This is a genomic window from Marinobacter shunpengi, from assembly GCF_045449695.1.
GTDB lineage: Bacteria > Pseudomonadota > Gammaproteobacteria > Pseudomonadales > Oleiphilaceae > Marinobacter.
The window spans coordinates 239,726-261,281 of the sequence record NZ_JBJJKZ010000005.1; the positions used below are offsets into that span (position 1 = coordinate 239,726).

At 61.8% G+C, this 21,556-nt stretch carries 21 protein-coding genes; 11 read left to right on the forward strand and 10 right to left on the reverse strand.

Annotation, left to right across the window (positions count from 1 at the left end):
- Positions 1-58: 58 nt before the first annotated feature.
- Positions 59-865 carry a cytochrome C assembly family protein gene (locus ACJO2E_RS02965; RefSeq protein WP_406961680.1) on the reverse strand — a complete coding sequence of 269 codons (807 nt, stop codon included), beginning with the start codon at positions 863-865 and terminating at the stop codon, positions 59-61.
- Between the two features lie 227 nt (positions 866-1,092).
- Between ACJO2E_RS02965 and ffh the strand changes: the two genes are divergently transcribed.
- From ffh to recJ, 10 genes are all read left to right on the forward strand, one after another.
- Positions 1,093-2,481: a signal recognition particle protein gene (gene ffh, locus ACJO2E_RS02970; RefSeq protein ID WP_406961682.1), complete on the forward strand. Its 1,389-nt coding sequence runs from the start codon at positions 1,093-1,095 to the stop codon at positions 2,479-2,481.
- A gap of 143 nt (positions 2,482-2,624) precedes the next feature.
- On the forward strand, positions 2,625-2,867 hold the full coding sequence (gene rpsP, locus ACJO2E_RS02975) for a 30S ribosomal protein S16 (protein ID WP_406961684.1): 243 nt from the start codon (positions 2,625-2,627) through the stop codon (positions 2,865-2,867).
- Positions 2,868-2,889: 22 nt separating this feature from the next.
- Positions 2,890-3,417, forward strand: coding sequence for a ribosome maturation factor RimM (gene rimM / locus ACJO2E_RS02980; RefSeq protein ID WP_406961686.1), 528 nt, complete (start codon positions 2,890-2,892; stop codon positions 3,415-3,417).
- Positions 3,418-3,419: 2 nt separating this feature from the next.
- Positions 3,420-4,166 carry a tRNA (guanosine(37)-N1)-methyltransferase TrmD gene (gene trmD, locus ACJO2E_RS02985; RefSeq protein ID WP_406961688.1) on the forward strand — a complete coding sequence of 249 codons (747 nt, stop codon included), beginning with the start codon at positions 3,420-3,422 and terminating at the stop codon, positions 4,164-4,166.
- 40 nt (positions 4,167-4,206) lie between these two features.
- Positions 4,207-4,563 carry a 50S ribosomal protein L19 gene (gene rplS / locus ACJO2E_RS02990; RefSeq protein WP_328187106.1) on the forward strand — a complete coding sequence of 119 codons (357 nt, stop codon included), beginning with the start codon at positions 4,207-4,209 and terminating at the stop codon, positions 4,561-4,563.
- A gap of 126 nt (positions 4,564-4,689) precedes the next feature.
- Positions 4,690-5,631, forward strand: a complete 942-nt coding sequence (gene xerD, locus ACJO2E_RS02995) for a site-specific tyrosine recombinase XerD (RefSeq protein ID WP_406961690.1) — start codon at positions 4,690-4,692, stop codon at positions 5,629-5,631.
- Positions 5,632-5,868: 237 nt separating this feature from the next.
- Positions 5,869-6,633 carry a thioredoxin fold domain-containing protein gene (locus ACJO2E_RS03000; protein ID WP_406961692.1) on the forward strand — a complete coding sequence of 255 codons (765 nt, stop codon included), beginning with the start codon at positions 5,869-5,871 and terminating at the stop codon, positions 6,631-6,633.
- A 95-nt stretch (positions 6,634-6,728) separates the two neighbouring features.
- Positions 6,729-8,030, forward strand: a complete 1,302-nt coding sequence (locus ACJO2E_RS03005) for a homoserine dehydrogenase (RefSeq protein WP_406961694.1) — start codon at positions 6,729-6,731, stop codon at positions 8,028-8,030.
- An 11-nt stretch (positions 8,031-8,041) separates the two neighbouring features.
- A complete protein-coding gene (gene thrC / locus ACJO2E_RS03010; protein ID WP_406961696.1) occupies positions 8,042-9,442 on the forward strand; it encodes a threonine synthase in 1,401 nt (466 codons plus the stop codon).
- Positions 9,443-9,485: 43 nt separating this feature from the next.
- A complete protein-coding gene (recJ, locus tag ACJO2E_RS03015; protein WP_406961698.1) occupies positions 9,486-11,234 on the forward strand; it encodes a single-stranded-DNA-specific exonuclease RecJ in 1,749 nt (582 codons plus the stop codon).
- 202 nt (positions 11,235-11,436) lie between these two features.
- Here recJ and lnt read toward each other — a convergent pair whose 3' ends face one another.
- From lnt to miaB, 5 genes are read right to left on the reverse strand one after another with little or no spacing between them, the layout of a single operon-like run.
- On the reverse strand, positions 11,437-12,963 hold the full coding sequence (gene lnt, locus ACJO2E_RS03020) for an apolipoprotein N-acyltransferase (RefSeq protein ID WP_406961700.1): 1,527 nt from the start codon (positions 12,961-12,963) through the stop codon (positions 11,437-11,439).
- Positions 12,953-13,801: a CorC family transporter gene (locus ACJO2E_RS03025; protein WP_406961702.1), complete on the reverse strand. Its 849-nt coding sequence runs from the start codon at positions 13,799-13,801 to the stop codon at positions 12,953-12,955. Before ACJO2E_RS03025 ends, lnt begins: the two co-directional genes overlap by 11 nt.
- The gene (gene ybeY, locus ACJO2E_RS03030) at positions 13,798-14,271 is read right to left on the reverse strand and encodes an rRNA maturation RNase YbeY (protein ID WP_406961704.1); all 474 of its coding nucleotides are present in this window, start codon (positions 14,269-14,271) and stop codon (positions 13,798-13,800) included. Before ybeY ends, ACJO2E_RS03025 begins: the two co-directional genes overlap by 4 nt.
- Entirely contained in the window at positions 14,268-15,248 is a 981-nt protein-coding gene (locus ACJO2E_RS03035; RefSeq protein WP_406961706.1) for a PhoH family protein, read from the reverse strand. Before ACJO2E_RS03035 ends, ybeY begins: the two co-directional genes overlap by 4 nt.
- A gap of 59 nt (positions 15,249-15,307) precedes the next feature.
- The gene (miaB, locus tag ACJO2E_RS03040) at positions 15,308-16,654 is read right to left on the reverse strand and encodes a tRNA (N6-isopentenyl adenosine(37)-C2)-methylthiotransferase MiaB (RefSeq protein WP_406961708.1); all 1,347 of its coding nucleotides are present in this window, start codon (positions 16,652-16,654) and stop codon (positions 15,308-15,310) included.
- 177 nt (positions 16,655-16,831) lie between these two features.
- On the opposite strand from miaB, the gene trmH reads away from it, so the two are divergent.
- Complete coding sequence (gene trmH, locus ACJO2E_RS03045; protein WP_406961710.1) at positions 16,832-17,539, forward strand: tRNA (guanosine(18)-2'-O)-methyltransferase TrmH; 708 nt, start codon at positions 16,832-16,834, stop codon at positions 17,537-17,539.
- Here trmH and ACJO2E_RS03050 read toward each other — a convergent pair.
- The 4 genes from ACJO2E_RS03050 to cysD form a co-directional block, all read right to left on the reverse strand.
- Positions 17,471-17,746 carry an addiction module protein gene (locus ACJO2E_RS03050; protein ID WP_406961712.1) on the reverse strand — a complete coding sequence of 92 codons (276 nt, stop codon included), beginning with the start codon at positions 17,744-17,746 and terminating at the stop codon, positions 17,471-17,473. The genes trmH and ACJO2E_RS03050 overlap by 69 nt on opposite strands.
- Before the next feature lie 50 nt (positions 17,747-17,796).
- Positions 17,797-18,816, reverse strand: a complete 1,020-nt coding sequence (locus ACJO2E_RS03055; RefSeq protein WP_406961713.1) for a nucleoid-associated protein — start codon at positions 18,814-18,816, stop codon at positions 17,797-17,799.
- A 143-nt stretch (positions 18,817-18,959) separates the two neighbouring features.
- Complete coding sequence (gene cysN / locus ACJO2E_RS03060) at positions 18,960-20,618, reverse strand: sulfate adenylyltransferase subunit CysN (protein ID WP_406961714.1); 1,659 nt, start codon at positions 20,616-20,618, stop codon at positions 18,960-18,962.
- Position 20,619: 1 nt separating this feature from the next.
- A complete protein-coding gene (cysD, locus tag ACJO2E_RS03065) occupies positions 20,620-21,528 on the reverse strand; it encodes a sulfate adenylyltransferase subunit CysD (RefSeq protein WP_406961716.1) in 909 nt (302 codons plus the stop codon).
- Between the last annotated feature and the right edge of the window lie 28 nt (positions 21,529-21,556).

Consider the following 21,556-nt stretch of genomic DNA (forward strand, 5'->3'; position numbering starts at 1 on the left):
GGGAGCGGGTCCTTATATTGCGGATGAACGGGAAAAATAGGAACAGGGCCGGCGGGTGTCAACCAGTCCGGTGGAAGATCAGTTCCAGCACGAATTTGCTGCCGTAGTAGGCCAGCATCAGCAGGGCGCATCCCGCCAGCGTCCAGCGGCTTGCGGTGATGCCGCGCCAGCCCTGTGTCTGGCGGCCGATCAGCAGGGCCGCGAACACTGCCAGCGAGATCAGCGAGAAGATGGTCTTGTGGGCCAGGTCCTGGGCGAACAGGTCGCTGACGAACAGCGCGCCGGTAACAATGGCCAGCACCAGCAGGATAACACCGGCCCAGAGCAGCTCGAACAGCATGGATTCCATGGTCTGCAGTGGTGGCAGGTTACGCACCAGGGGGCTGTTGTAGTTGCGCTTGAGCTGGCGGTTCTGGAAATAGAGCAACAGCGCCTGTCCCGCCGCCAGGGTGAACAGGCTGTAGGCGGTGACCGACAGGGCAATGTGGGACAGGATGCCCCAGTCATCCCGCTGTATAAAGCGGGGCGGCGTGTGGGTGAGCAGGGCGAACACCACAGTCAGGCAGGCCAGGGGATAGGCCCCCAGGAACAGGCTGTCCACGGGCTTGGTCAGGTTCATGACCAGCAGGATCGCCACCACCAGCCAGGAAATCAGCAGGGAACTCTGGAAGAATCCCAGGTTCAGGGCGCCGCCGGTAAACAGGGTCTGCCAGAGCAGCATGCCGTGGGCCACCAGACCCAGGCCGCCGATTACCGTCACAATGTGCTTGTTGACGCTGATGCGTCCGCGAAAGCCCAGGGCCTGAAAGGCAGTACCAATGCTGTAGAGGAACAGGGTGGTGACAGCGAGAATCAGCGTTCCCATGGCATTCCTGGCTGGTGGTTATGTGATATGGTCCGGGCTTCCTGCGTTCAGGAGATGGAATTTGCCGGGCTGGTCGTTTCAGCGCGTTAGTCTGGTTATAATGTCGCGATTGTGCAACCGGAATCAACCGGTAAGTGCCTGACGTTATTCTATAGGGTCGTTTATACGCTGGCCCGGTACGACGTCGGCAACAGGCAATTCATTTTTCAGGGCTTACGGGTACCACCATGTTTGAAAACCTGACAGACCGACTCTCGGGGAGTCTCAGGAAAATTTCCGGCCAGGCCAAGCTGACCGATGACAATATAAAGGAGACCCTGCGGGAGGTCCGCATGGCCCTGCTGGAGGCCGATGTGGCCCTGCCGGTGGTCAAGTCCTTTATTGAGGGGGTGCGTCAGCGGGCCGTGGGGCAGGAGGTTCAGCGCAGCCTGACGCCGGGCCAGGTGTTCGTGAAGGTGGTTCAGCAGGAGCTGGAACAGGTGATGGGTTCCGGCGATGAAAAGCTGAACCTGTCCGTGCGCCCGCCGGCAGTCATCATGATGGCCGGTCTCCAGGGTGCGGGTAAGACCACCACGGTGGCCAAGCTGGCCCGGCTGCTGAAGGAGCGGGAAAAGAAATCGGTGATGGTGGTCAGTGCCGACGTCTATCGCCCGGCCGCCATCAATCAGCTGGAAACCCTTGCCGGTGAGGTGGGGGTGGAGTTCTTCCCCAGTTCCACCGATCAGGACCCCGTGGCCATTGCCGAGGGCGCCATCGATGCCGCCCGCAAGAAACACCTGGATGTGGTGATCGTGGACACCGCCGGTCGCCTGCACGTAGACGAGCAGATGATGGGCGAGATCGGTCGCCTCCACAAAGCGGTGGATCCGGCGGAAACCCTGTTCGTGGTGGACGCGATGACCGGTCAGGACGCGGCCAATACCGCCAAGGCGTTCAGTGAAGCCCTGCCGCTGTCTGGTGTGGTGCTGACCAAGACGGATGGCGACGCCCGTGGCGGCGCCGCGCTGTCTGTGCGCCACATCACCGGCAAGCCCATCAAGTTCATGGGTGTGGGCGAGAAATCCGATGCCCTGGAGCCCTTCCATCCGGACCGGGTGGCCTCGCGCATCCTGGGCATGGGGGATGTGCTCTCCCTGATAGAGGACGCCGAGCGCAAGCTGGATAAGAAGAAGGCTGACAAGCTCACCCGGAAGATCAAGAAGGGCAAGGGCTTCGATCTGGAGGATTTCCGCGACCAGCTTCAGCAGATGAAGAACATGGGGGGTATGGCCGGCCTGCTGGACAAGTTGCCCGGCATGGGGCAGATGGCCCAGGCGGCCCAGAGCCAGGTCAATGACAAGACCTTTGGCCAGATGGAGGCGATCATCTGCTCCATGACGCCGAAGGAGCGCCGCTTCCCGGACAGCATCAATAACTCCCGCAAGCGCCGTATTGCGGCTGGTTCCGGCACCCAGATACAGGACATTAACCGCCTGCTGAAACAGCACAAGCAGATGCAGAAGATGATGAAGAAATTCGGCAAGAAAGGCGGTATGCAGAACATGATGCGGGGCATGCAGGGTATGATGCCTCCGGGTGGTGGCGGTGGTGGCATGCCACCATTTGGCCGTATGTAGAAATCGGGACGGGATGCCTGTTTTCTTTGCCGGGGAATTAGCATAGAATAGCGCCCCTTTCGAGTATGGGTCGACGTGTGGTTGCCATGGCAGCCGGCACGCATCGTACAAAGTTCGTACAACTGAACAGGATATTGGTCGAAATGGTAACAATCCGTTTGGCTCGTGGCGGCGCCAAGAAGCGTCCGTTCTACCACTTGGCAGTAACAGACAGCCGTAAGGCCCGCGATGGTCGTTTCATCGAGCGCGTAGGTTTCTTCAACCCGATCGCCCGCGGTCAGGAAGAGCGCCTGCGTGTGAACCAGGAGCGTGTTGACTACTGGATCAGCCAGGGCGCCCAGCCTTCCGAGCGTGTCGCTCAGTTGCTGAAGACTGCCGCCAAGTAACACGATTGTCCGGGGTCCTGGCATGGCACAGCATCCACAGGAAACTGTGATCGGCCGGATTACCTCGGTCTTCGGGGTCAAGGGGTGGCTCAAGGTCTACTCCTATACCGATCCCGTCGACGGCATACTGAACTACCATCACTGGACGCTGATCCAGGACGGCAAGCGGTTTGCCGCGGAGCTTGAAACCGGTCGCCGCCAGGGGCAGGGGATCGTGGTAAAGCTCAAGGATATTGACGACCGTGACCTGGCCCGGACCTACGGCGGTGCCGAGATCCGGGTGCCGACCTCCGAGCTTCCGGAACTTCCGGAAGGGGAGTATTACTGGCACCAGTTGGAGAAACTGGCCGTGTTTACGGTAGAGGGTGAGCGTCTGGGTAAGGTGCATCACCTGCTGGAAACGGGCTCCAATGACGTTCTGGTGGTCAGGGCCGACGAGGCCTCCATCGACCAGCGTGAGCGCCTGATTCCCTATCTTCCGGACCAGGTGGTTCGCGAGGTGGATCTGGCGGCAGAACGCCTGGTGGTGGACTGGGACCCGGAGTTCTGAGGGTGTGGATTGGCGCTGTCAGTCTGTTCCCGGAAATGTTCGGCGCGGTGACCGATGTGGGGATTACCGGCAGGGCGGTACGGGATGGTCTGCTGACCTTCCGTAGCTGGAACCCCCGGGAGTTCACCCATGACCGGCATCGTACCGTGGATGACCGGCCCTATGGTGGCGGCCCCGGTATGCTGATGAAGATCCAGCCGCTGCGGGATGCCATCCATGCCGCCCGCGAGGAAGCGCCGGGCAGGGCCTGTGTGGTTTACCTGTCGCCCCAGGGCGAAAGGCTCGACCAGCAGGTGGTGGAATCCCTGGCGTCTCAGGATAGTCTGATCCTGGTGGCAGGTCGCTACGAGGGTGTTGACGAACGCCTGATCTCGACGGAAGTCGATCGGGAAGTGTCACTGGGGGATTTTGTCCTCTCCGGTGGCGAACTGGCGGCCATGGCCGTCATTGATGCGGTTACACGCCTCATCCCCGGAGCGCTGGGTCATGCGCAGTCAGCGGAGCAGGATTCCTTCGCTGACGGGTTGCTGGATTGTCCGCACTACACCCGGCCCGAAGTTTACGAAGGTCAGGCGGTGCCGGATGTATTGTTAGGCGGTCACCACGAACAGATCCGGCGCTGGCGGCTGAAAGAGTCGCTGAGGCGAACCCGGGAGCGACGCCCCGACCTGCTGGCGCAGCGGGTGCAGACGGACGAAGAGCGTGAGCTGCTGGACGAGATTTTAAACGAACCGGGTGCCTCTGATTGAATCAGGGCATTGAGAGATTGGGTATCAGGAGCACATTACGATGAGTGGTAAGAACGACATCATCAGTCAGATCGAAGCGGAGCAGATGACCAAGGAAATTCCCGAGTTTGCACCGGGGGATACCGTGGTTGTTCAGGTTCGCGTAACCGAGGGTAACCGTGAGCGTCTGCAGGCCTTTGAAGGCGTGGTTATCGGCAAGCGCAACCGGGGTATGAACTCCTCCTTCACCGTTCGCAAGGTTTCCTACGGTGTGGGCGTTGAGCGTACCTTCCAGACGTTCTCCCGTCTGATCGACAGCATTTCCGTGAAGCGTCGCGGCGATGTTCGTCAGGCCAAGCTGTACTACCTCCGCGAACTGTCCGGCAAGGCCGCACGGATCAAGGAAAAGCTGAACTGAGTTCCAGTTCGGTTGGCATCAGAAGCGGCGGGTTCATGAACCTGCGACGGTTTCCGGAAAAGGGCGGCTCTGGCTGCCCTTTTTTGCGTTGCGGGCTCCGGTTTTCCGGCAGGAAGGTGGAACACCATGGCCAACAGGTCTGAGAAAACCTCCGTCAGGGATGAAGACCAGCGTCTGCTTCAGATGTTTCTGGATGCGATCTGGCTGGAGGACGGTCTGGGGGAGAAGACCCGGGCTGCCTACGGCAGCGACCTGCGCAAGCTGTCCCAGTGGCTGGCGGAGCGACCTGGATCGCCACTGCTGCAGCAGGCGAGGCGCGATGACCTGCTGGGCTGGATATCTGCGGCGTTTGTGGAAGGGCGCAAGAACGCCACCGCCGCCCGGCGGCTGTCGGGGATCAGGCGCTTCTACCGTTACCTGCTGCGGGAGAAGCTGATCGCGGAGGATCCCACTCTGCGTATCGAAAGCCCCCGGCTGTCCCGGCGGCTGCCGGATTCCCTGTCCGAAGGGGATGTGGAGGCGTTGCTGGACGAACCCCTGGGGGACCAGGTGCAGGATGAGCGTCTGGAACTGAGGGATCGGGCCATGCTGGAAATCCTCTATGGCTGTGGGCTGCGGGTCAGTGAGCTGGTGTCGTTGCGGGTGGATCAGGTCAACCTGCGTCAGGGTGTGGTCCGGGTCATTGGCAAGGGTGACAAGGAGCGCCTGATTCCCGTGGGTGAAGAAGGGGTGGACTGGCTCCTGCGCTATATGAACGAGGCCAGGGGTGATCTGCTCCGGGGCCGGATGTCCGATGATCTGTTTCCCGGCAACCGGGGCACGGCCATGACCCGGCAGGCCTTCTGGTATCGTATCCGGCACTACGCCCAGCGGGCCGGCATCCGCAAGAAACTGTCCCCGCACACCCTGCGCCATGCCTTTGCCACCCATCTGCTGAACCATGGCGCCGACTTGCGGGTGGTGCAGATGCTGCTGGGGCATGCGGACCTGTCCACCACCCAGATCTACACCCATGTGGCGCGGCAACGGCTACAGGATCTCCACCAGAGCCATCACCCGCGTGGGTAACACGGCGTCCGGGTGTCGTAGCCCACTGAACTTTTTCACCTCGTCCCAGTCACATTACCGGTGTCGGGCAATTGCTTCGATACCATCGCTTTGGTTTACTGTGACCCCGGTGGTTGTCGGAATGGCTTGGCCTGGATGGCTTGAAGGTGACACGACTTCCGGCAGGGATGCAGCCACAATGGCGGTGTTGCTGATTGCCCGGCATTGACTTCATTTACCCAGTACGCAGGATGATCCATGAGCCTTTCGTTCTTCCGTTTTTTCCCCCTTCCATCATCAATTGCCCTGGCCGCAGGCCTGGTGCTGGGCCTGACCGCCATTGCGCCCACGGCCCACGCTGAAAGCGCCGAGGACGTTATCACCCAGCGGCTGGGGGAGACCGTGCCGGGTTTGCAGGTGCACGGCGTGACGGAGTCGGCGGTGCCTGGTCTGTACGAGGTCCGGACCAACAACCGCAGCATGATCTACGCCACGGAAGACGGCGAGTACATTATTGCCGGTGAGATGCTGCAGCTTACCGACAAGGGTGTGGTGAATGTCACCGAGCAGACCCGGTCCGTTGAGAGGGCCAGGGTGATCTCCGGATACGACCACGAGGAACTGATCACCTACCGGGCCGAGGGTGAAGAGAAGGCGGTGATCGGGGTGTTTACCGACATTGACTGCCCGTACTGCCGCAAGCTGCATGACGAGATGGATCGCCTCAACGAGCTGGGCATTACGGTCAACTACTACGCCTACCCCCGTTCCGGCCCTGGTACCCCGTCGTTCCGCAAGTACGAGTCGGTATGGTGTGCCGAGGACCAGCAGGCGGCCATGGATCAGGCCAAGGCCGGCGAAACGGTGCCCCAGGCGTCCTGCGACAACCCGGTGGGGGAGCAGTTCCAGTTGGGGGGGCTGGTTGGCGTTTCCGGCACCCCGGCAATCGTGCTGGAGGATGGCAAGATGATCAACGGCTACGTGCCGGCGGACAAGCTGGCTGAGGGTCTGGGCCTTATGTGAGCGTCCACCGGTAATGGCACGGCTGATGCTGTTCTGAGCCCTGCTAATCGGTATACTATGCCCGCTATTCATTCATCGGGCATTGAGGTGGAAGCTTGAAAGAAGTCAGGGTCGGAATCTGCGGACTAGGAACCGTCGGTGGCGGAACATTCAATGTGCTGGCCCGGAACGCCAGCCTGATTTCCGGTCGTGCCGGTTGCAACATCCGCACAGTGCGGGTGGCCACCCGTACCTGGCGGGATGATATCGACCTGGGGGAAATTCCCTTCAGCACCGATATCATGGATGTGGTCAATGACCCTGACGTGGATGTGGTGGTCGAGCTGATCGGCGGCTACGAAGCGGCGCGGGAACTGGTCCTGGCGGCCATTGCCCGGGGCAAGCACGTGGTCACCGCCAACAAGGCACTGATCGCCGTGCACGGCAACGAAATCTTCGAGGCCGCCGACAGGGCCGGCGTGGTGGTTGCCTACGAGGCTGGCGTGGCCGGTGGCATTCCCGTGATCAAGGCCATTCGCGAGGGTATGGCGGCCAACCGTATCGACTGGCTGGCGGGCATCATCAATGGTACCGGCAACTACATCCTTACCGAGATGCGCAAGGGCCGTGCCTTCAACGAGGTACTGCAGGAAGCCCAGGACCTGGGCTACGCTGAGGCCGATCCCACCTTTGATGTGGAAGGGGTCGATGCCGCCCACAAGCTCACCATCATGGCCTCTGCCAGCTTCGGCGTACCGCTCCAGTTCGACCGTGCCTACACCGAAGGCATCTCCCGCCTGACTCCCTACGACATTGCCCATGCCGAACTGCTGGGCTATCGGGTCAAGCACCTGGGTATTGCCCGCCGCCGTGAGGGCGGTATCGAGCTGCGGGTGCATCCCACCCTGGTCCCCCAGAGTCACCTGATTGCCCAGGTGGATGGCGTGCTGAACGCCGTGCTGGTGGACGGCGACGCCGTGGGCCAGACCATGTACTACGGTCCGGGCGCCGGTGACGAGGCCACGGCCTCCGCCGTTATCGCCGATATCGTGGATGTGGCCCGTGCCATACAGGGCGGCGGTGAAGGTCGCGTGCCATACCTGGGCTTTGCGCCGGAGGCCATCGAGGACCTGGAGGTGCTTCCCATGGAATTCACCCAGTCTGCCTACTACCTGCGCATCCAGGCCCTGGATCGTCCGGGTGTGCTGGCCAAGGTGGCCTCCATCCTCAGTGAGCACGGCATCAATATTGAGTCCATCATGCAGAAGGAGTCCGAGGTTCAGGATGGCCGGATTCCGGTGATTATCCTGACCCACACGGTCCAGGAGCGTCAGGTCAACCAGGCGATTGAAGAGCTGGAAGCCCTGGATGAGGTGGACGACCAGGTGGTTCGCATCCGCGCTGAAAACTTCAACTGACAGGTACGCACGTGAGATACATCAGTACACGGGGCGAAGCCCCCGCCCTGGGCTTCGAGGACGTTCTGCTGACCGGTCTGGCGACCGATGGCGGGCTCTATGTGCCGGAATCGCTGCCCCATTTCAGCCTGGAGGAAATCCGTAGCTGGCGCGGGCTGTCCTACAGCGAACTGGCCTTCAACATCATGTACCCGTTTGTGGACGACGCCATTCCGGAAGCCGATTTCCGACGGATGCTGGAAGACACCTACGACGTGTTCGCCCACAAGGCGATCGCGCCGCTGGTGCAGCTGGATGCCAACGAATGGGTGCTGGAGCTGTTCCGTGGCCCGACCCTGGCGTTCAAGGATTTCGCCCTGCAACTATTGGGTCGCCTGCTGGACTATGTGCTGGAGAAGCGCGGCGAGCACGCGGTGATCATGGGGGCCACCTCCGGCGATACCGGTTCCGCCGCTATCGAGGGCTGCCGTCGCTGTGAGCATGTGGATATCTTCATCCTGCATCCCCACGAGCGGGTGTCGGAAGTCCAGCGCCGGCAGATGACCACGGTGCCGGGGGATAACATCCACAACATTGCCGTGAAGGGCAACTTCGACGACTGCCAACGCATGGTAAAGGCCAGCTTCGGCGACCAGTCCTTCCTGGGGGGCAAGGCCCGGCTGGCGGCGGTCAACTCCATCAACTGGGCGCGGATCATGGCCCAGATCGTCTACTACTTCCAGGCGTCCCTGTCCCTGGGTGGTCCCGACCGTTCCATGGCGTTCTCGGTGCCCACCGGCAACTTTGGTGACATCTTTGCCGGCTACCTGGCGAAGAAGATGGGCCTGCCCATCTCCCAACTGGTGATCGCCACCAACCGCAACGATATCCTCCACCGCTTCATGAGCGGCAACCGGTACGAACAGCACAAGCTGGAGCATACCCTGTCGCCGAGCATGGATATCATGGTATCCAGCAACTTCGAGCGTCTGCTGTTCGACCTGCACGGGCGTGACGGTGCCGCCGTCAAACTGCTGCTGGAGAACGCCGCCAAGGGGCCGGTCAGCATAGAGGACTACCGCTGGCGTCATGCCCGCAAGCTGTTTGACAGTGATGCGGTGGACGACAGGACCACCTGTGAGACGATCCGCCAGGTCTATGACGACAACGAATACCTGCTGGATCCCCACACGGCCATTGGTGTCACGGCCGCCAGGACCTGTCGCCGTGACCAGAGTGTTCCCATGATTACCCTGGGCACCGCCCATCCGGCCAAGTTCCCGGATGCCATCGCCCAGGCCGGGCTCTCCGTGAAGCCGCAACTGCCGGCCCATATGGCCGACCTGTTCGAGCGGGAAGAACGTTACACGGTGCTGGAGAACAACCTGACTTCCGTCCAGGATTTCATGGCCAAGCACTGGAAGTTCGCCTGATGATCCCGGGAAGGGCTGCCTTCCCGGGCACCGTTGAGTGTCTATGACTCCCAAGAAGATCCTGCGTCGCCCCGGCCCGGACACTGATCCGGACTGGGGCAGTGACCTGCCGCCCCTGTTACGCCGGCTCTATGCGGCCCGGGGGGTGTCCTCCGATGCCGAACTGGCCTATACCCTCAAGCACCTGGCGTCGCCCATGCAGTTACAGGGCATCGACCGTGCCGTGGAACTGCTGGCCGACGCCATCGGGCAGCAGCAGAAAGTGCTGATCCTGGGGGACTTCGATGCCGACGGCGCCACCAGTACGGCAGTGGCCATGCTTGGACTGTCGATGCTCGGGCTGGGCCAGATCGATTTCCGCGTACCGAGTCGTTTTGCCGATGGTTACGGGCTTACGCCGGGGATTATTCACCGGTTGGTGGAGGAGGGTGAGACGCCTGACCTCCTGGTGACCGTGGACAATGGTATTTCCGCCCACGAAGGCGTGCGGGCCGCCCGGGAGGCAGGCATGCAAGTGGTGGTCACCGATCATCACCTGGCCGGTGACACCTTGCCGGACGCCAATGCCATCGTGAACCCCAACCAGCCGGGGTGCCCATTCCTGAGCAAGCACGCCGCCGGGGTGGGGGTGATGTTCTATGTGCTCACAGCCCTGCGCAAACACCTGCGGGAACAGGGCAGGCTGCCGCAGCCGGAGCCCAACCTGGGCAACCTGCTGGACCTGGTGGCCCTGGGTACGGTGGCGGACGTGGTGCCCCTGGACCACAACAACCGCATCTTCGTGGAACAGGGCCTGCGCCGCATCCGGCAGGGCCTGGCCCGGCCCGGTATCCTGGCGCTGCTGGAGGTGGCAGGCCGTGATCACACCGCCATCAGCTCCACCGACCTGGGCTTTGTGCTGGGGCCGCGCCTGAATGCCGCCGGCCGTCTCGACGACATGAGTATCGGTATCGCCTGCCTGCTGGCGGATGATCCGGATGAGGCCCGGCGACTGGCCCGGGAACTGGATACCTTCAACCGGGAGCGTCGCTCCATCGAAAAGGACATGAAGGCCCAGGCCCAGGACCTGCTGGCGTCCATGTCACTGGACATCGAGGGGCTGCCCTGGGGGCTGGCCCTGTTCGATCCGGATTGGCACCAGGGCGTGATCGGTATCCTGGCGGCCCGTATCCGCGAGCAGACCCACCGGCCTACCATCGCCTTTGCCCCGGACGACGACGGTGAGCATATCAAGGGATCGGCCCGGTCCATTCCCGGCCTGCATATCCGCGATGCCCTGGCGGTGGTGGATACCCGTCACCCGGGGCTGCTGAAGAAGTTTGGGGGCCATGCCATGGCCGCTGGCATGACCATCGCTGGCGACGACCTGGAACGCTTCAGCCAGGCCTTCGACGAGGCGGTGAGGGATTCCCTGACGGAAGCGGACCTGGAGGCGGCGGTGATCACCGACGGGCCGCTAAGCCCCGAGGAGCTATGCCTCGAAACGGCCCACCTGCTGAAGCGTGCGGGACCCTGGGGGCAACACTTTCCGGAACCCATGTTCGACGGCGAGTTCCGGGTGATCAGCCAGCGCATTGTGGGGGAGAACCACCTGAAGCTGGTGCTGCAACCGGTGGATGGCCGTGAGGCGGTGGATGGCATCGCCTTCAATACCGGGCCGGAAGTACCCGACTATACACGCAGCGGTGCCCGGGTGGTCTACAAGCCGGATGCCAATACCTTCCGGGGGCGTACCAGCCTGCAATTGCTGATTGATTACCTGGAGCCCTGCTCTGCACAGACCTCACGTTAACCATTCCCTGGAGAGGGTCTACACTGAGTTCGCGTTAAACCTTCCCTCTCCTCTTGAGGGAGAGGGCCAGGGAGAGGGGGAGCGCCCGAAGGGCGCCTGAGATCGGACTTAGGAGTTAACTTCTCCCCCTCTCCCTCCAGGGGAGAAGGGCTACAGCCTGCGTTCACCATTCCTGGGGAGTCAGACAGGGCAAGGGGGGGCATCAGGGCTTGGGAATCACCCGCTCCCGCACAAACACGATCAGTATCGCTACCAGCGTCAGCACCGGCCAGGAGCCGGTCAGCATGAACGGTGTGTTGCCACTGGCGGTGCGGATCTCGCCATCCATGACCGCGCGCTCGAACTGGGGAATCTGCCCGGCTATCTGTCCTTTCTCGTCGATCACCGCCGTTACCCCGTTGTTGGTGCCCCGCAGCATGTAGCGTCCGGTTTCCAGTGCCCGCATCCGGGCCATCTGCAGGTGCTGGTGGGGGCCGATGGAGTCGCCGAACCAGCCGTCGTTACTGATGGTTACCAGCACGTTGCCCCGACGGGCGTTCATGGCGACGAAATCCGCATAGGCCACCTCGTAACAGATGGCTGGCGTGAGCCTGGCGTCGCCGGCCACCAGTGGGTCCTGGTATTCCGGACCGCGGCTGAAGCTGGACATGGGCAGGTCGAAGAAGCCGATAACGCCACGCAACCACTGTTCCAGGGGAACATACTCCCCGAACGGCACCAGTTTCTGCTTGTGGTAGACCCCGCCGTCCTGGGCGCCAATGGCCATAATGGAATTATGGAAGGTGTAGTCCTCCCGCGCGGCACTGTAGGTGTACCAGGGGATGCCGCTGATCAGCGTACTGCCTTCACCGAGTTTGGATTGAATATGCTCGATGATCGGGCCGGCCTGGTCCTGGGTGATGGGGATCGCGGTTTCCGGCCACAGGATGATATCCCGGTTCCAGTCGTCCTCGGTGAGCCCCAGGTAGATCACCAGCTGATCCCGCAGGAAATCCGGGTCCCACTTGATCTGCTGGGGAATATTGCCCTGCATGGTGGCGAAGCTCAGGGTGTCATCGGACACCTGGGTCCACGGGATACGATTCAGGGCCGGGCCGGCGAGCCAGATGGCGAGAGTGCAGGCACCAAGGATCGCCGCCTGTGTTACCCGCCTGGCGCGGACCAGCCCGTAAAGGGCATACAGGGCTGCGCCGGTGGCGGTGACCATCAGGGTGATGCCGTGGACGCCAGTAACCGGTGCCCAGCCCGCCAGCGGGCCATCCACCTGGGCGGTCCCCAGGTACAGCCAGGGGAAACCCGTCAGCAGCCAGCCACGAACCCAGTCCGCCAGCACCCACACCGCCGGAAACAGGATCAGGCGACGTACCGGGGTGTCCTTCGCCAGTTTGCCCCAGAACCAGAACGCCAGCCCGTGTACCAGCGCCAGGCCGGCGACGAACAGCGCCATCAGTGTGATGGCGATGGGGGTCGATGTATTACCGTACTCGCTGATGCTGATGTAAATCCAGGTCACCCCGGACGCAAACAGCCCCAGCCCGGTCAGCCAGCCGGCCAGGAACAGGTGGCGGGCAGCCAGGGGCAGGGCGGCGAACACGATCAGGGCGGTGGACAGGGGGCCGAACCACCACCAGTCCCAGGGGGAAAAGGTGAGTGTCTGCAGCGCCCCTGCCAGTAGCAGAATCAGACCGTTGAGCCAGCGTGGTGTCCTGGCCAGGGGGTTACTCAGCATCGTCCCGTGTCACCTGCAGTAACCGGATCACGCGGTTGTCGGCGTTGGCGATAGTGAAGGTGAAGCCGTGGAAGCTGGTGGCTTCGCCCCGGCGTGGCAGGTGGCCGAACTCCTTGAGCACGATGCCGCCAATGGTATCGAACTCCTGCTGGTCCATTTCGGTCCCGAAGAACTCGTTGAAGTCTTCCACGGAGGTCACCGCTTTCACCGCCCAGGAACCATCGCCGTGGGGCTTGATATTGGTTTCCTCGTCGAAATCGTGTTCGTCCTCAATCTCGCCGACAATCTGTTCCAGCACGTCCTCAATGGTGATCAGGCCGGCAGTGCCGCCGTACTCGTCCACCACGATGGCCATGTGGTTGCGGTTTTCCTTGAACTCCTTGAGCAGCTGGTTGAGGCGCTTGCTCTCGGGCACAAAGGTGGGTGGACGCAGGATCTCGCGGATGCGGTTCCAGTTGAGGTCGTTATTGAGCGCCAGGGGTAGCAGGTCCTTGGCCAGCAACACGCCGGTAACGTCGTCCTGGCTGTCGCCGATCACCGGGAACCGGCTGTGGGCGGAGTCGATGATTTCCTGCAGGAAGGCCTTGGGCTCCTGGGAGGCCTTGACGGTCACCATCTGGGAGCGGGGAATCATGATTTCGTCGACGCGCATGTCGATGACCTGCATGGCGCCTTCGATGATGCTCATGGCATCGGTGTCGATAATGTTGTGTTCTTCGGCGTCGCGAAGGATCTCCAGCACGTCCTCGACGGACTCAGGCTCGCTGGAGAAAGCCTGGGATATTCGCTCCAGCCAGGATTTTCGGTCCTGGCCGCGACTCGACTGATCGTCGCTCATGAGTGTGGTTCCGATTCCTCTGTCTCATAGGGGTTGCCGTAGCCAAGGTCGGCCAGCAACCGGATTTCCAGGGCTTCCATAGCCTCGGCCTCGTCATCTTCAATATGGTCGTAACCCTGAAGATGCAACAGGCCATGGATGACCATATGGGCCCAGTGTGCCTCTGGTGTCTTGTCCTGTTCGGCGGCCTCCCGGGCCACCACCGGCGCGCAGATCACCAGATCTCCGGCCAGAGGGACTGTTATACCGGCTGGCGCCTCAAATGGGAAGGACAGCACGTTGGTGGGCCGGTCCTTGCCACGATACTGGTGGTTCAGGGCCTGACTCTCCGACTCGTCCACCAGGCGCAGGGTGACTTCCGAATCATGGGCCTGTTGCCAGCCGGCCCGGGCCCAGCGGGTCAACTGGTCGTCTCCGGGCAGTTCACCGCTATCGATGACCCGTTGGATGTCGACCGTCAGTTCGCTCATACCGGGTCGTCTTCGTTGAAGCTGTCGTAGGCTTCCACAATCCGCTGCACCAGCGGATGGCGGACCACGTCGCCGGACTCGAAGCGGGTGAAGCCGATACCCGACACCTTGCCCAGCACGCTGGCGGCATGGATCAGGCCGGAGTTCTGCCCCCGGGGCAGGTCCACCTGGGTGGTGTCGCCGGTGATCACCGCGGTGGAGCCGAAGCCGATCCGGGTCAGGAACATTTTCATCTGTTCCCGGGTAGTATTCTGACTCTCGTCGAGAATGATGAAGGAATTATTAAGCGTCCGTCCGCGCATGAAGGCCAGGGGGGCGATTTCGATCACGCTCTTCTCGATCAGGCGGGTCACCTGGTCGAAGCCCAGCATTTCGTAGAGGGCGTCGTAGAGCGGACGCAGGTAGGGGTCTACCTTCTGGGCCAGGTCGCCGGGCAGGAAGCCAAGTTTTTCGCCGGCCTCCACCGCCGGGCGGACCAGCAGGATGCGTTTGACCTGTTCGTCCTTCAGGGCTTCCACGGCGCAGGCCACGGCCAGCCAGGTCTTGCCGGTGCCGGCGGGGCCAATGCCGAAGTTGACGTCGTGGTTGCGGATGTTGTGGACGTACTTCTGCTGGTTCTTGCCCCGGGGCCGGGCCTGCAGTTTCGGGGTCTTGATGACGATCTGGTTGCCGTCCCACTCGGAGGCTTCGGGAAGGCGCTCGAAGCCGGATTCCCGGATGAACAGGTGGACGGTTTCCGGGCTGATGTCGTCGGTGGCTTCGGTTTCCCGATACAGGTGGCGGATGACTTCGGTGGCGGCGGTGGCGTTCTCCGGCTGGCCTTCGATGCGGAAGTGGTGGCCACGGCGGCCGATGCGGACGTCCATGCGGCGTTCGATGTGCTTGAGGTGCTCATCGAACTGGCCGCACAGGACGGCGAGCCGGCGTTGGTCGGCGGGGCTCAGATCGAATTGTCGGGCTTCGGTGGTGGTAGTCAATCTTTCCTCTGTTCTGGTTTTGGGGGTTGGGCCACGGGAGAGGGTGCTGGAGTCAGCCCTCAGTATAGTTCGTCGTTGACCGGTATACCCCTCAGGGAGTTCGGTAAAGCTTCCTTGATTTCCACATCAATAAAGTTACCAACCACCTCGGGATTGTCGTGGCGGAAGTTGACGATGCGGTTGTTCTCGGTACGGCCGGCGTATTCGCCGGGGTCTTTCTTGGACAGGCCGGTGACCAGGATACGCTGGGTGCTGCCCACCATCTTGCGGCTGATGTCCATGGCCTGCTGGTTGATGCGCTCCTGCAGGATGGCCAGGCGCTGTTTCTTGACGTCCATGGGGGTGTCGTCCGGCAGGTCGGAGGCCGGAGTGCCGGGGCGGGCGCTGTAGACGAAGCTGAAGGAAACGTCGAAACCGATGTCGTTGATCAGCTTCATGGTGTCTTCGAAGTCCTTTTCGGTTTCACCCGGGAAGCCGATGATAAAGTCGGACGAGAAGCTGATCTCCGGGCGGATCCTGCGCAGGCGACGGAGCTTGGATTTGTACTCCAGGGCCGTATGGCCACGCTTCATGGCTGCCAGGATGCGGTCGGAACCGCTCTGGACCGGCAGATGGAGGTGGCTGACCAGTTCCGGTACCTTTTCGTAGACGTCGATCATGGCGTCGGTGAATTCCACCGGGTGTGAGGTGGTGTAGCGGATGCGGTCGATACCGTCGATGGTGGCAATAACCTCGATCAGTTCCGCCAGGTCCATGACATCACCGTCGTGGGTGTCGCCCCGGTAGGCGTTGACGTTCTGGCCCAGCAGGTTGACCTCGCGCACGCCCTGGCTGGCCAGGTGGGCCACTTCCACGATGACGTCGTCCACCGGGCGGCTGACTTCCTCGCCCCGGGTGTAGGGCACCACGCAGAAGGTGCAGTATTTGCTGCAGCCTTCCATGATGGAGACGAAGGCGGAGGGGCCGTCGGCGCCAGGCTCCGGCAGGTTGTCGAACTTCTCGATTTCCGGGAAGCTGACGTCCACCACGCCGACGCCGTTACCCTTGGTCTTGATCTCGGTGATCATGTCCGGCAGGCGGTGCAGGGTCTGGGGGCCGAACACCATGTCCACGTAGGGGGCACGATCGATGATGGCCTGGCCTTCCTGGCTGGCAACGCAGCCACCCACGCCGATGATCAGCTCGGGCTTGTGCTTCTTGAGACTCTTCCAGCGGCCGAGCTGGTGGAAGACCTTCTCCTGGGCCTTCTCGCGGATGGAGCAGGTGTTCAGCAGCAGGATGTCGGCGTCTTCCGCCGTATCGGTCATTTCCACCGCTTCGCCGGTCTTGAGCAGGTCCGCCATACGGGCGGAGTCGTACTCGTTCATCTGGCAGCCGTGGGTCTTGATAAATAGCTTCTTGGCCATGGGTCTCAACTAACGTGGTGAATTCGGCGCCTGCGGACGCTGGCAGAACTGGACCGGGTATTATAACGGTGTGGCTAATCATCAACCACCGTTGTCTCGGTTAGTTGGTAGCCGATTGTGGTAAAATGCCTGGCTCTTCGGCACTCGCCACTACCGAAAGCAGTTAATGAACCTGATATGACTCCTGAACGCCTTGCCCGAATCAAGCACGTCCTGGACACTCGTCAGCCCGACATCAGCGTGCTGACCGACCAGGTCCACAAGCCCCGCAACCTGTCCGCCATTATTCGCTCCTGCGATGCCTTTGGCCTGGCCAATATGCACGTGGTGTGGCCAAAGGAGGGCTTCCGGGCGTTCCGCAAGACCGCCGGCGGCAGCTATAACTGGGTGCGCACCCACACCCATCCCACCATGGATGACGCGGTAGCGAGCCTGAAAGCCAGTGGCCACAAGCTATACGCGGCACAACTGTCAGACCGGGCGGTGGACTATCGTGAGGTGGACTATACGGTGCCCTGCACGGTGATCATGGGCAACGAGGTAGACGGCGTCAGCGCCAGCGCCTCGGACCATGCGGACGAGCACATTGTCATCCCCATGATGGGGATGGTCGAGTCCCTGAACGTGTCATCCGCCTGCGCCATCATCCTGTCCGAGGCCCAGCGCCAGCGCAAACTCGCCGGTCTGTTCGACCAGCGCCGCCTGCCGGACGACGAGTATAGGCGCCTGCTGTTCCAGTGGTGCCAGCCCACCGTCAAGCGCTACTGCGATGACCGCAACCTGCCGTACCCGCCCATTGATCCGGAAACCGGTGAGTTAATTGATGGGGTGGGGTGGATGAATGAAGTTCGCAGGCAGCGGCATCCGGATTTGATCAGCGACTGACACGCCCTTCGTCTGGTCAAGACTCAGGTAGTTCACCTGGTTTTCCTGAATCCGGGAAGTTCTGTGCTGTAGTTCTTCACCGTGCCATTGGGGTGAAGCAGGCAGCTCACTGTCGCGGGTCAAGGCGTCCCAGAGCTGTTCCATGGCTCTGATCTTCTCAAGACTGGTCATGCGGTCGACGTTGTCCATGGTTTTGTCCGTGCTCATGAGTGTGTACCCATCGTATGCATCAGATGCCGAACGGGTTCACGACACCTTCACTCGCTATCGCGCCCTTCCAGATACCGCTGCAACTGCTCCCGCAGGGCCTTGGGCAGTCGGGTGATGGTGAGGGCGTCCTTGTCCCGGTCGTAGTAGACCGCCTGGTTGACCAGGTCGGAGGAGAAGGACAGGCTCATGCCGCCGCCCGAGCCGGCGATGCGGACCAGTTTCTTGACCTTGCGGTGGTCCGGGTGCAGTACGCCACTCTCGGGTACTTCGGCATTCTGTGAGGCGAACTCCCGGAAGCGTTCGGGCTGGCTCTCGTCCAGATAGCCGGACAGGGCATCGATGGCTACCGGCTCACCCAGGGCATGCTGTTCCTTGCAGAATTCGTAGGCTTTGGCCCGTACCTCGCCGGCTTTCTCCGGTTCCGAGGACTTGGCGAAGGCTTCCACGGCGTCCAGGAAGGTGACGGTTTCCTTTTCAACATCGACCTGGTTGGTGAAGCCGCACAGGCGGATAAACAGGTCACCGCCTTCCCCGGTGCCACGGCCGTGGACCAGGGTCAGGTAGTTTTCCCCGGCGTTGTTACCCAGCCAGTCATCCAGTTCGATGCGCACCGCCAGGTTCAGCCTTGACAGGCTCAGTACGTCGGTGGCGTCCAGGGCCTGGTTGTTGTCGAAGCGCATGGCGCTGTCGGATTCCAGTACCAGCAGATAGACTACTTCGCCATCCGCCAGGGCCTCGTGGACCAGCATCAGGTGGCCGGCAAATTCTTCCTGGGCGCCGTTGAGCAGTTCCTGGAACTGGCCGAACAGGCGGTCGGTAAGTGAGGCGAAGGTCTGCTTCTCTTCCATGTAGTCCTTCAGCCAGGCGCTGAAGGGGCTTTCGCCGATATCCTCGGAGAAACGACCGTATTTCTTGCCGGGCTTGCTGTTGAACAGCCGCTTCATCTGCTTGTGGAGCATCTCGTAGTCGCCACCGGGTTCCTGCAGGGGCTCTCCGGATTGCAGGCGGGCGGGCTGGCCGGGTTGGTACTGGCTGGCAAAGGCGGTTCGGAGTTGCTTGATGGCCATAGACGAATGAATCCTGATGGATGGGTAAAATGGAACAGGGCCCGATTTTGCCATGGTCGGGCACGGGGTGACACCGGTATAAACGCAAACAGCCCCGGCTTCGTGAAAAGCCGGGGCTGTTGCGACAGGGATGGCAGTCCGTATTAGACGCGCTTGTCCCGGACCAGGCCCTGGATCAGCTCGTTCACCGCGTCGGGAATGGCGTCCTCGCTATCCGCAGTGACGCTGGCGGAGGCCACGTCGGAGCCGAGATTGACGGTAACGGCGATCAGGCCGTGGGCGGCCAGCAGTTGCGCCGCGCGACGGCGATCATCGGCGGAGCCGGCGTTCTCCTCGGTGAGCACGACCGAGGTCTTGCCCTGGTCGAACAGGGCCCGCTCCACGGCAATGGCCAGGTCTTCCGCCTTACGACCGTTGCAGGCCACGATGGCCGGTTTCTGGGCCAGGCGGCGCTCACGCTCTTCGGCAGTCACCGGATCGAGCGACTCCACCTTGCCTGCTGTGCCGGCCACCATGCCGGCGCCGACGGTGACGTTGGTCAGCCGGTCGATGACGATAAAGCTTCCGGTGGCGTGGTTGCGCGGGTAGGCGTCAAACGCGATGGGCTGGCTCAGGGTCAGTTCACAGAGGCCAATTTCATTCAGCGCGAGCTGGCTGGGGTTGGCCTTCTGTTCCAGGGTGTTCACGTCGGTCTGGTGGTGAATCTTCTTCACCGTGCCGGAGGTGAAGGTGGGCCCCAGCTTGATGTCATAGAGACGACCGGTTTCCAGCGGGGCGTCGGTCATCCAGACAATGTTGGCGGTGAAGCGGTTGCCCACCTCCGGCTCATCATCCACCTTGACCAGCATGTCGCCCCGGCTGATATCGATCTCGTCGTTCAGGGTCAGGGTCACGGCCTGATCGATGTACGCTTCCTCAAGGTTGCCGTCGAAGGTGACGACTTCCTTGACGGTGCTGGTGCGACGGGATGGCAGGGCCATCACCGCATCACCCGGACGTACCACGCCGGAGGCGATAGTGCCGCAGAAGCCCCGGAAGTTGAGGTTGGGGCGGTTGACGTACTGTACCGGGAAGCGGAAATGCTCCAGGTTCTTGTCCCGGGAGACTTCCACGGTTTCCAGGATTTCCATCAGCGGCTGGCCGGTAAACCAGGGCGTGCTCTCGCTCCTGTTCACCACGTTGTCGCCTTCCAGCGCGGAGATGGGCACGAAACGGATGTCCTTCAGGCCCAGCTTGGCGGCGAAGGCCAGATAGTCTTCCTTGATCTCGTTGAACCGTTCCTCGCTGAAGTCCACCAGGTCCATCTTGTTCACCGCCACCACGATATGGCGAATGCCCTGGAGGGAGGCGATGAAAGAGTGCCGGCGGGTCTGGGTCAGCACGCCGTGACGGGCGTCGATCATCAGGATCGCCAGTTGTGCCGTGGACGCACCGGTGGCCATGTTGCGGGTGTACTGCTCGTGGCCCGGGGTGTCGGCAATGATGAACTTGCGCTTGTCGGTGGAGAAGTAGCGATAGGCCACATCAATGGTGATGCCCTGTTCCCGCTCCGCCTGCAGGCCGTCCACCAGCAGGGCCAGGTCCAGCTTCTCGCCGGTGGTGCCCATCTTGGCGCTGTCGCTCTTCAGGCTGGCCATGTGATCTTCGTAGATCATCTTGGTGTCGTGGAGCAGGCGCCCGATCAGGGTGCTCTTGCCGTCGTCCACGCTGCCGCAGGTGAGCAGGCGCAGCAGCTCCTTGTTCTCGTGCTGTTTCAGGTAGGCCTGAATATCTTCTGCAATCAGATCTGACTGGTGTGACATCTTAGAAATACCCTTCCCGCTTCTTCTGTTCCATGGACCCGGCTGAATCGTGGTCAATCACGCGGCCCTGGCGCTCGGAGCTGGTGGCCAGCAGCATTTCCTGGATGATCTCCGGCAGGGTGTCTGCCTCGGACTCAATGGCGCCGGTCAGCGGGTAGCAGCCCAGGGTGCGGAAGCGCACGGATTTCATCTCGGGCTTCTCGCCTTCCTTGAGGGGCATGCGGTCGTCGTCGACCATAATCAGGGTACCATCCCGCTCGACAACCGGGCGCTTGGCGGCATAGTAGAGCGGAACGATCTCGATATTTTCGAGGTAGATGTACTGCCAGATATCCAGCTCGGTCCAGTTGGACAGGGGGAACACCCGGATGCTCTCACCCTTGTTGATCTTGCCGTTGTAGATGTTCCACAGCTCCGGGCGCTGGTTCTTCGGGTCCCAGCGATGGTATTCGTCCCGGAAGGAGTAGACCCGCTCCTTGGCGCGGGACTTTTCCTCGTCCCGGCGGGCACCGCCGAAGGCGGCGTCAAACTTGTACTTGTCCAGGGCCTGCTTGAGGGACTGGGTTTTCATGATATCGGTGTGTTTGGCGCTGCCATGGGTAAACGGCCCCACGCCCTGCTTAACACCTTCTTCATTGATATGGACGATCAGGTCGAGGCCATATTCCTTCGCCTTGCGGTCCCGGAACTCAATCATCTCTTTGAATTTCCAGGTGGTGTCCACATGCATCAGGGGAAACGGCGGTTTACCCGGGTAGAATGCCTTGCGGGCCAGGTGCAGCATGACCGCGGAATCCTTGCCGATGGAGTAGAGCATCACGGGGTTATCAAACTCCGCGGCGACCTCCCGGATGATGTGGATGCTTTCAGCTTCCAGCTGTTTCAGATGGGTCAGGTTGTACGTGGTCATAGTTCCGCTCACCGAGTGCCTGGGGACG

What these genes read in the sequence shown, in the direction of transcription:
- ACJO2E_RS02965 (WP_406961680.1), bottom strand. Translation starts at nt 865, where the DNA reads ATGGGAACGCTGATTCTCGCTGTCACCACCCTGTTCCTCTACAGCATT.
- ffh (WP_406961682.1), top strand. Translation starts at nt 1,093, where the DNA reads ATGTTTGAAAACCTGACAGACCGACTCTCGGGGAGTCTCAGGAAAATT.
- rpsP (WP_406961684.1), top strand. Translation starts at nt 2,625, where the DNA reads ATGGTAACAATCCGTTTGGCTCGTGGCGGCGCCAAGAAGCGTCCGTTC.
- rimM (WP_406961686.1), top strand. Translation starts at nt 2,890, where the DNA reads ATGGCACAGCATCCACAGGAAACTGTGATCGGCCGGATTACCTCGGTC.
- rplS (WP_328187106.1), top strand. Translation starts at nt 4,207, where the DNA reads ATGAGTGGTAAGAACGACATCATCAGTCAGATCGAAGCGGAGCAGATG.
- xerD (WP_406961690.1), top strand. Translation starts at nt 4,690, where the DNA reads ATGGCCAACAGGTCTGAGAAAACCTCCGTCAGGGATGAAGACCAGCGT.
- ACJO2E_RS03000 (WP_406961692.1), top strand. Translation starts at nt 5,869, where the DNA reads ATGAGCCTTTCGTTCTTCCGTTTTTTCCCCCTTCCATCATCAATTGCC.
- recJ (WP_406961698.1), top strand. Translation starts at nt 9,486, where the DNA reads ATGACTCCCAAGAAGATCCTGCGTCGCCCCGGCCCGGACACTGATCCG.
- lnt (WP_406961700.1), bottom strand. Translation starts at nt 12,963, where the DNA reads ATGCTGAGTAACCCCCTGGCCAGGACACCACGCTGGCTCAACGGTCTG.
- ACJO2E_RS03025 (WP_406961702.1), bottom strand. Translation starts at nt 13,801, where the DNA reads ATGAGCGACGATCAGTCGAGTCGCGGCCAGGACCGAAAATCCTGGCTG.
- ybeY (WP_406961704.1), bottom strand. Translation starts at nt 14,271, where the DNA reads ATGAGCGAACTGACGGTCGACATCCAACGGGTCATCGATAGCGGTGAA.
- miaB (WP_406961708.1), bottom strand. Translation starts at nt 16,654, where the DNA reads ATGGCCAAGAAGCTATTTATCAAGACCCACGGCTGCCAGATGAACGAG.
- trmH (WP_406961710.1), top strand. Translation starts at nt 16,832, where the DNA reads ATGACTCCTGAACGCCTTGCCCGAATCAAGCACGTCCTGGACACTCGT.
- ACJO2E_RS03050 (WP_406961712.1), bottom strand. Translation starts at nt 17,746, where the DNA reads ATGAGCACGGACAAAACCATGGACAACGTCGACCGCATGACCAGTCTT.
- ACJO2E_RS03055 (WP_406961713.1), bottom strand. Translation starts at nt 18,816, where the DNA reads ATGGCCATCAAGCAACTCCGAACCGCCTTTGCCAGCCAGTACCAACCC.
- cysN (WP_406961714.1), bottom strand. Translation starts at nt 20,618, where the DNA reads ATGTCACACCAGTCAGATCTGATTGCAGAAGATATTCAGGCCTACCTG.
- cysD (WP_406961716.1), bottom strand. Translation starts at nt 21,528, where the DNA reads ATGACCACGTACAACCTGACCCATCTGAAACAGCTGGAAGCTGAAAGC.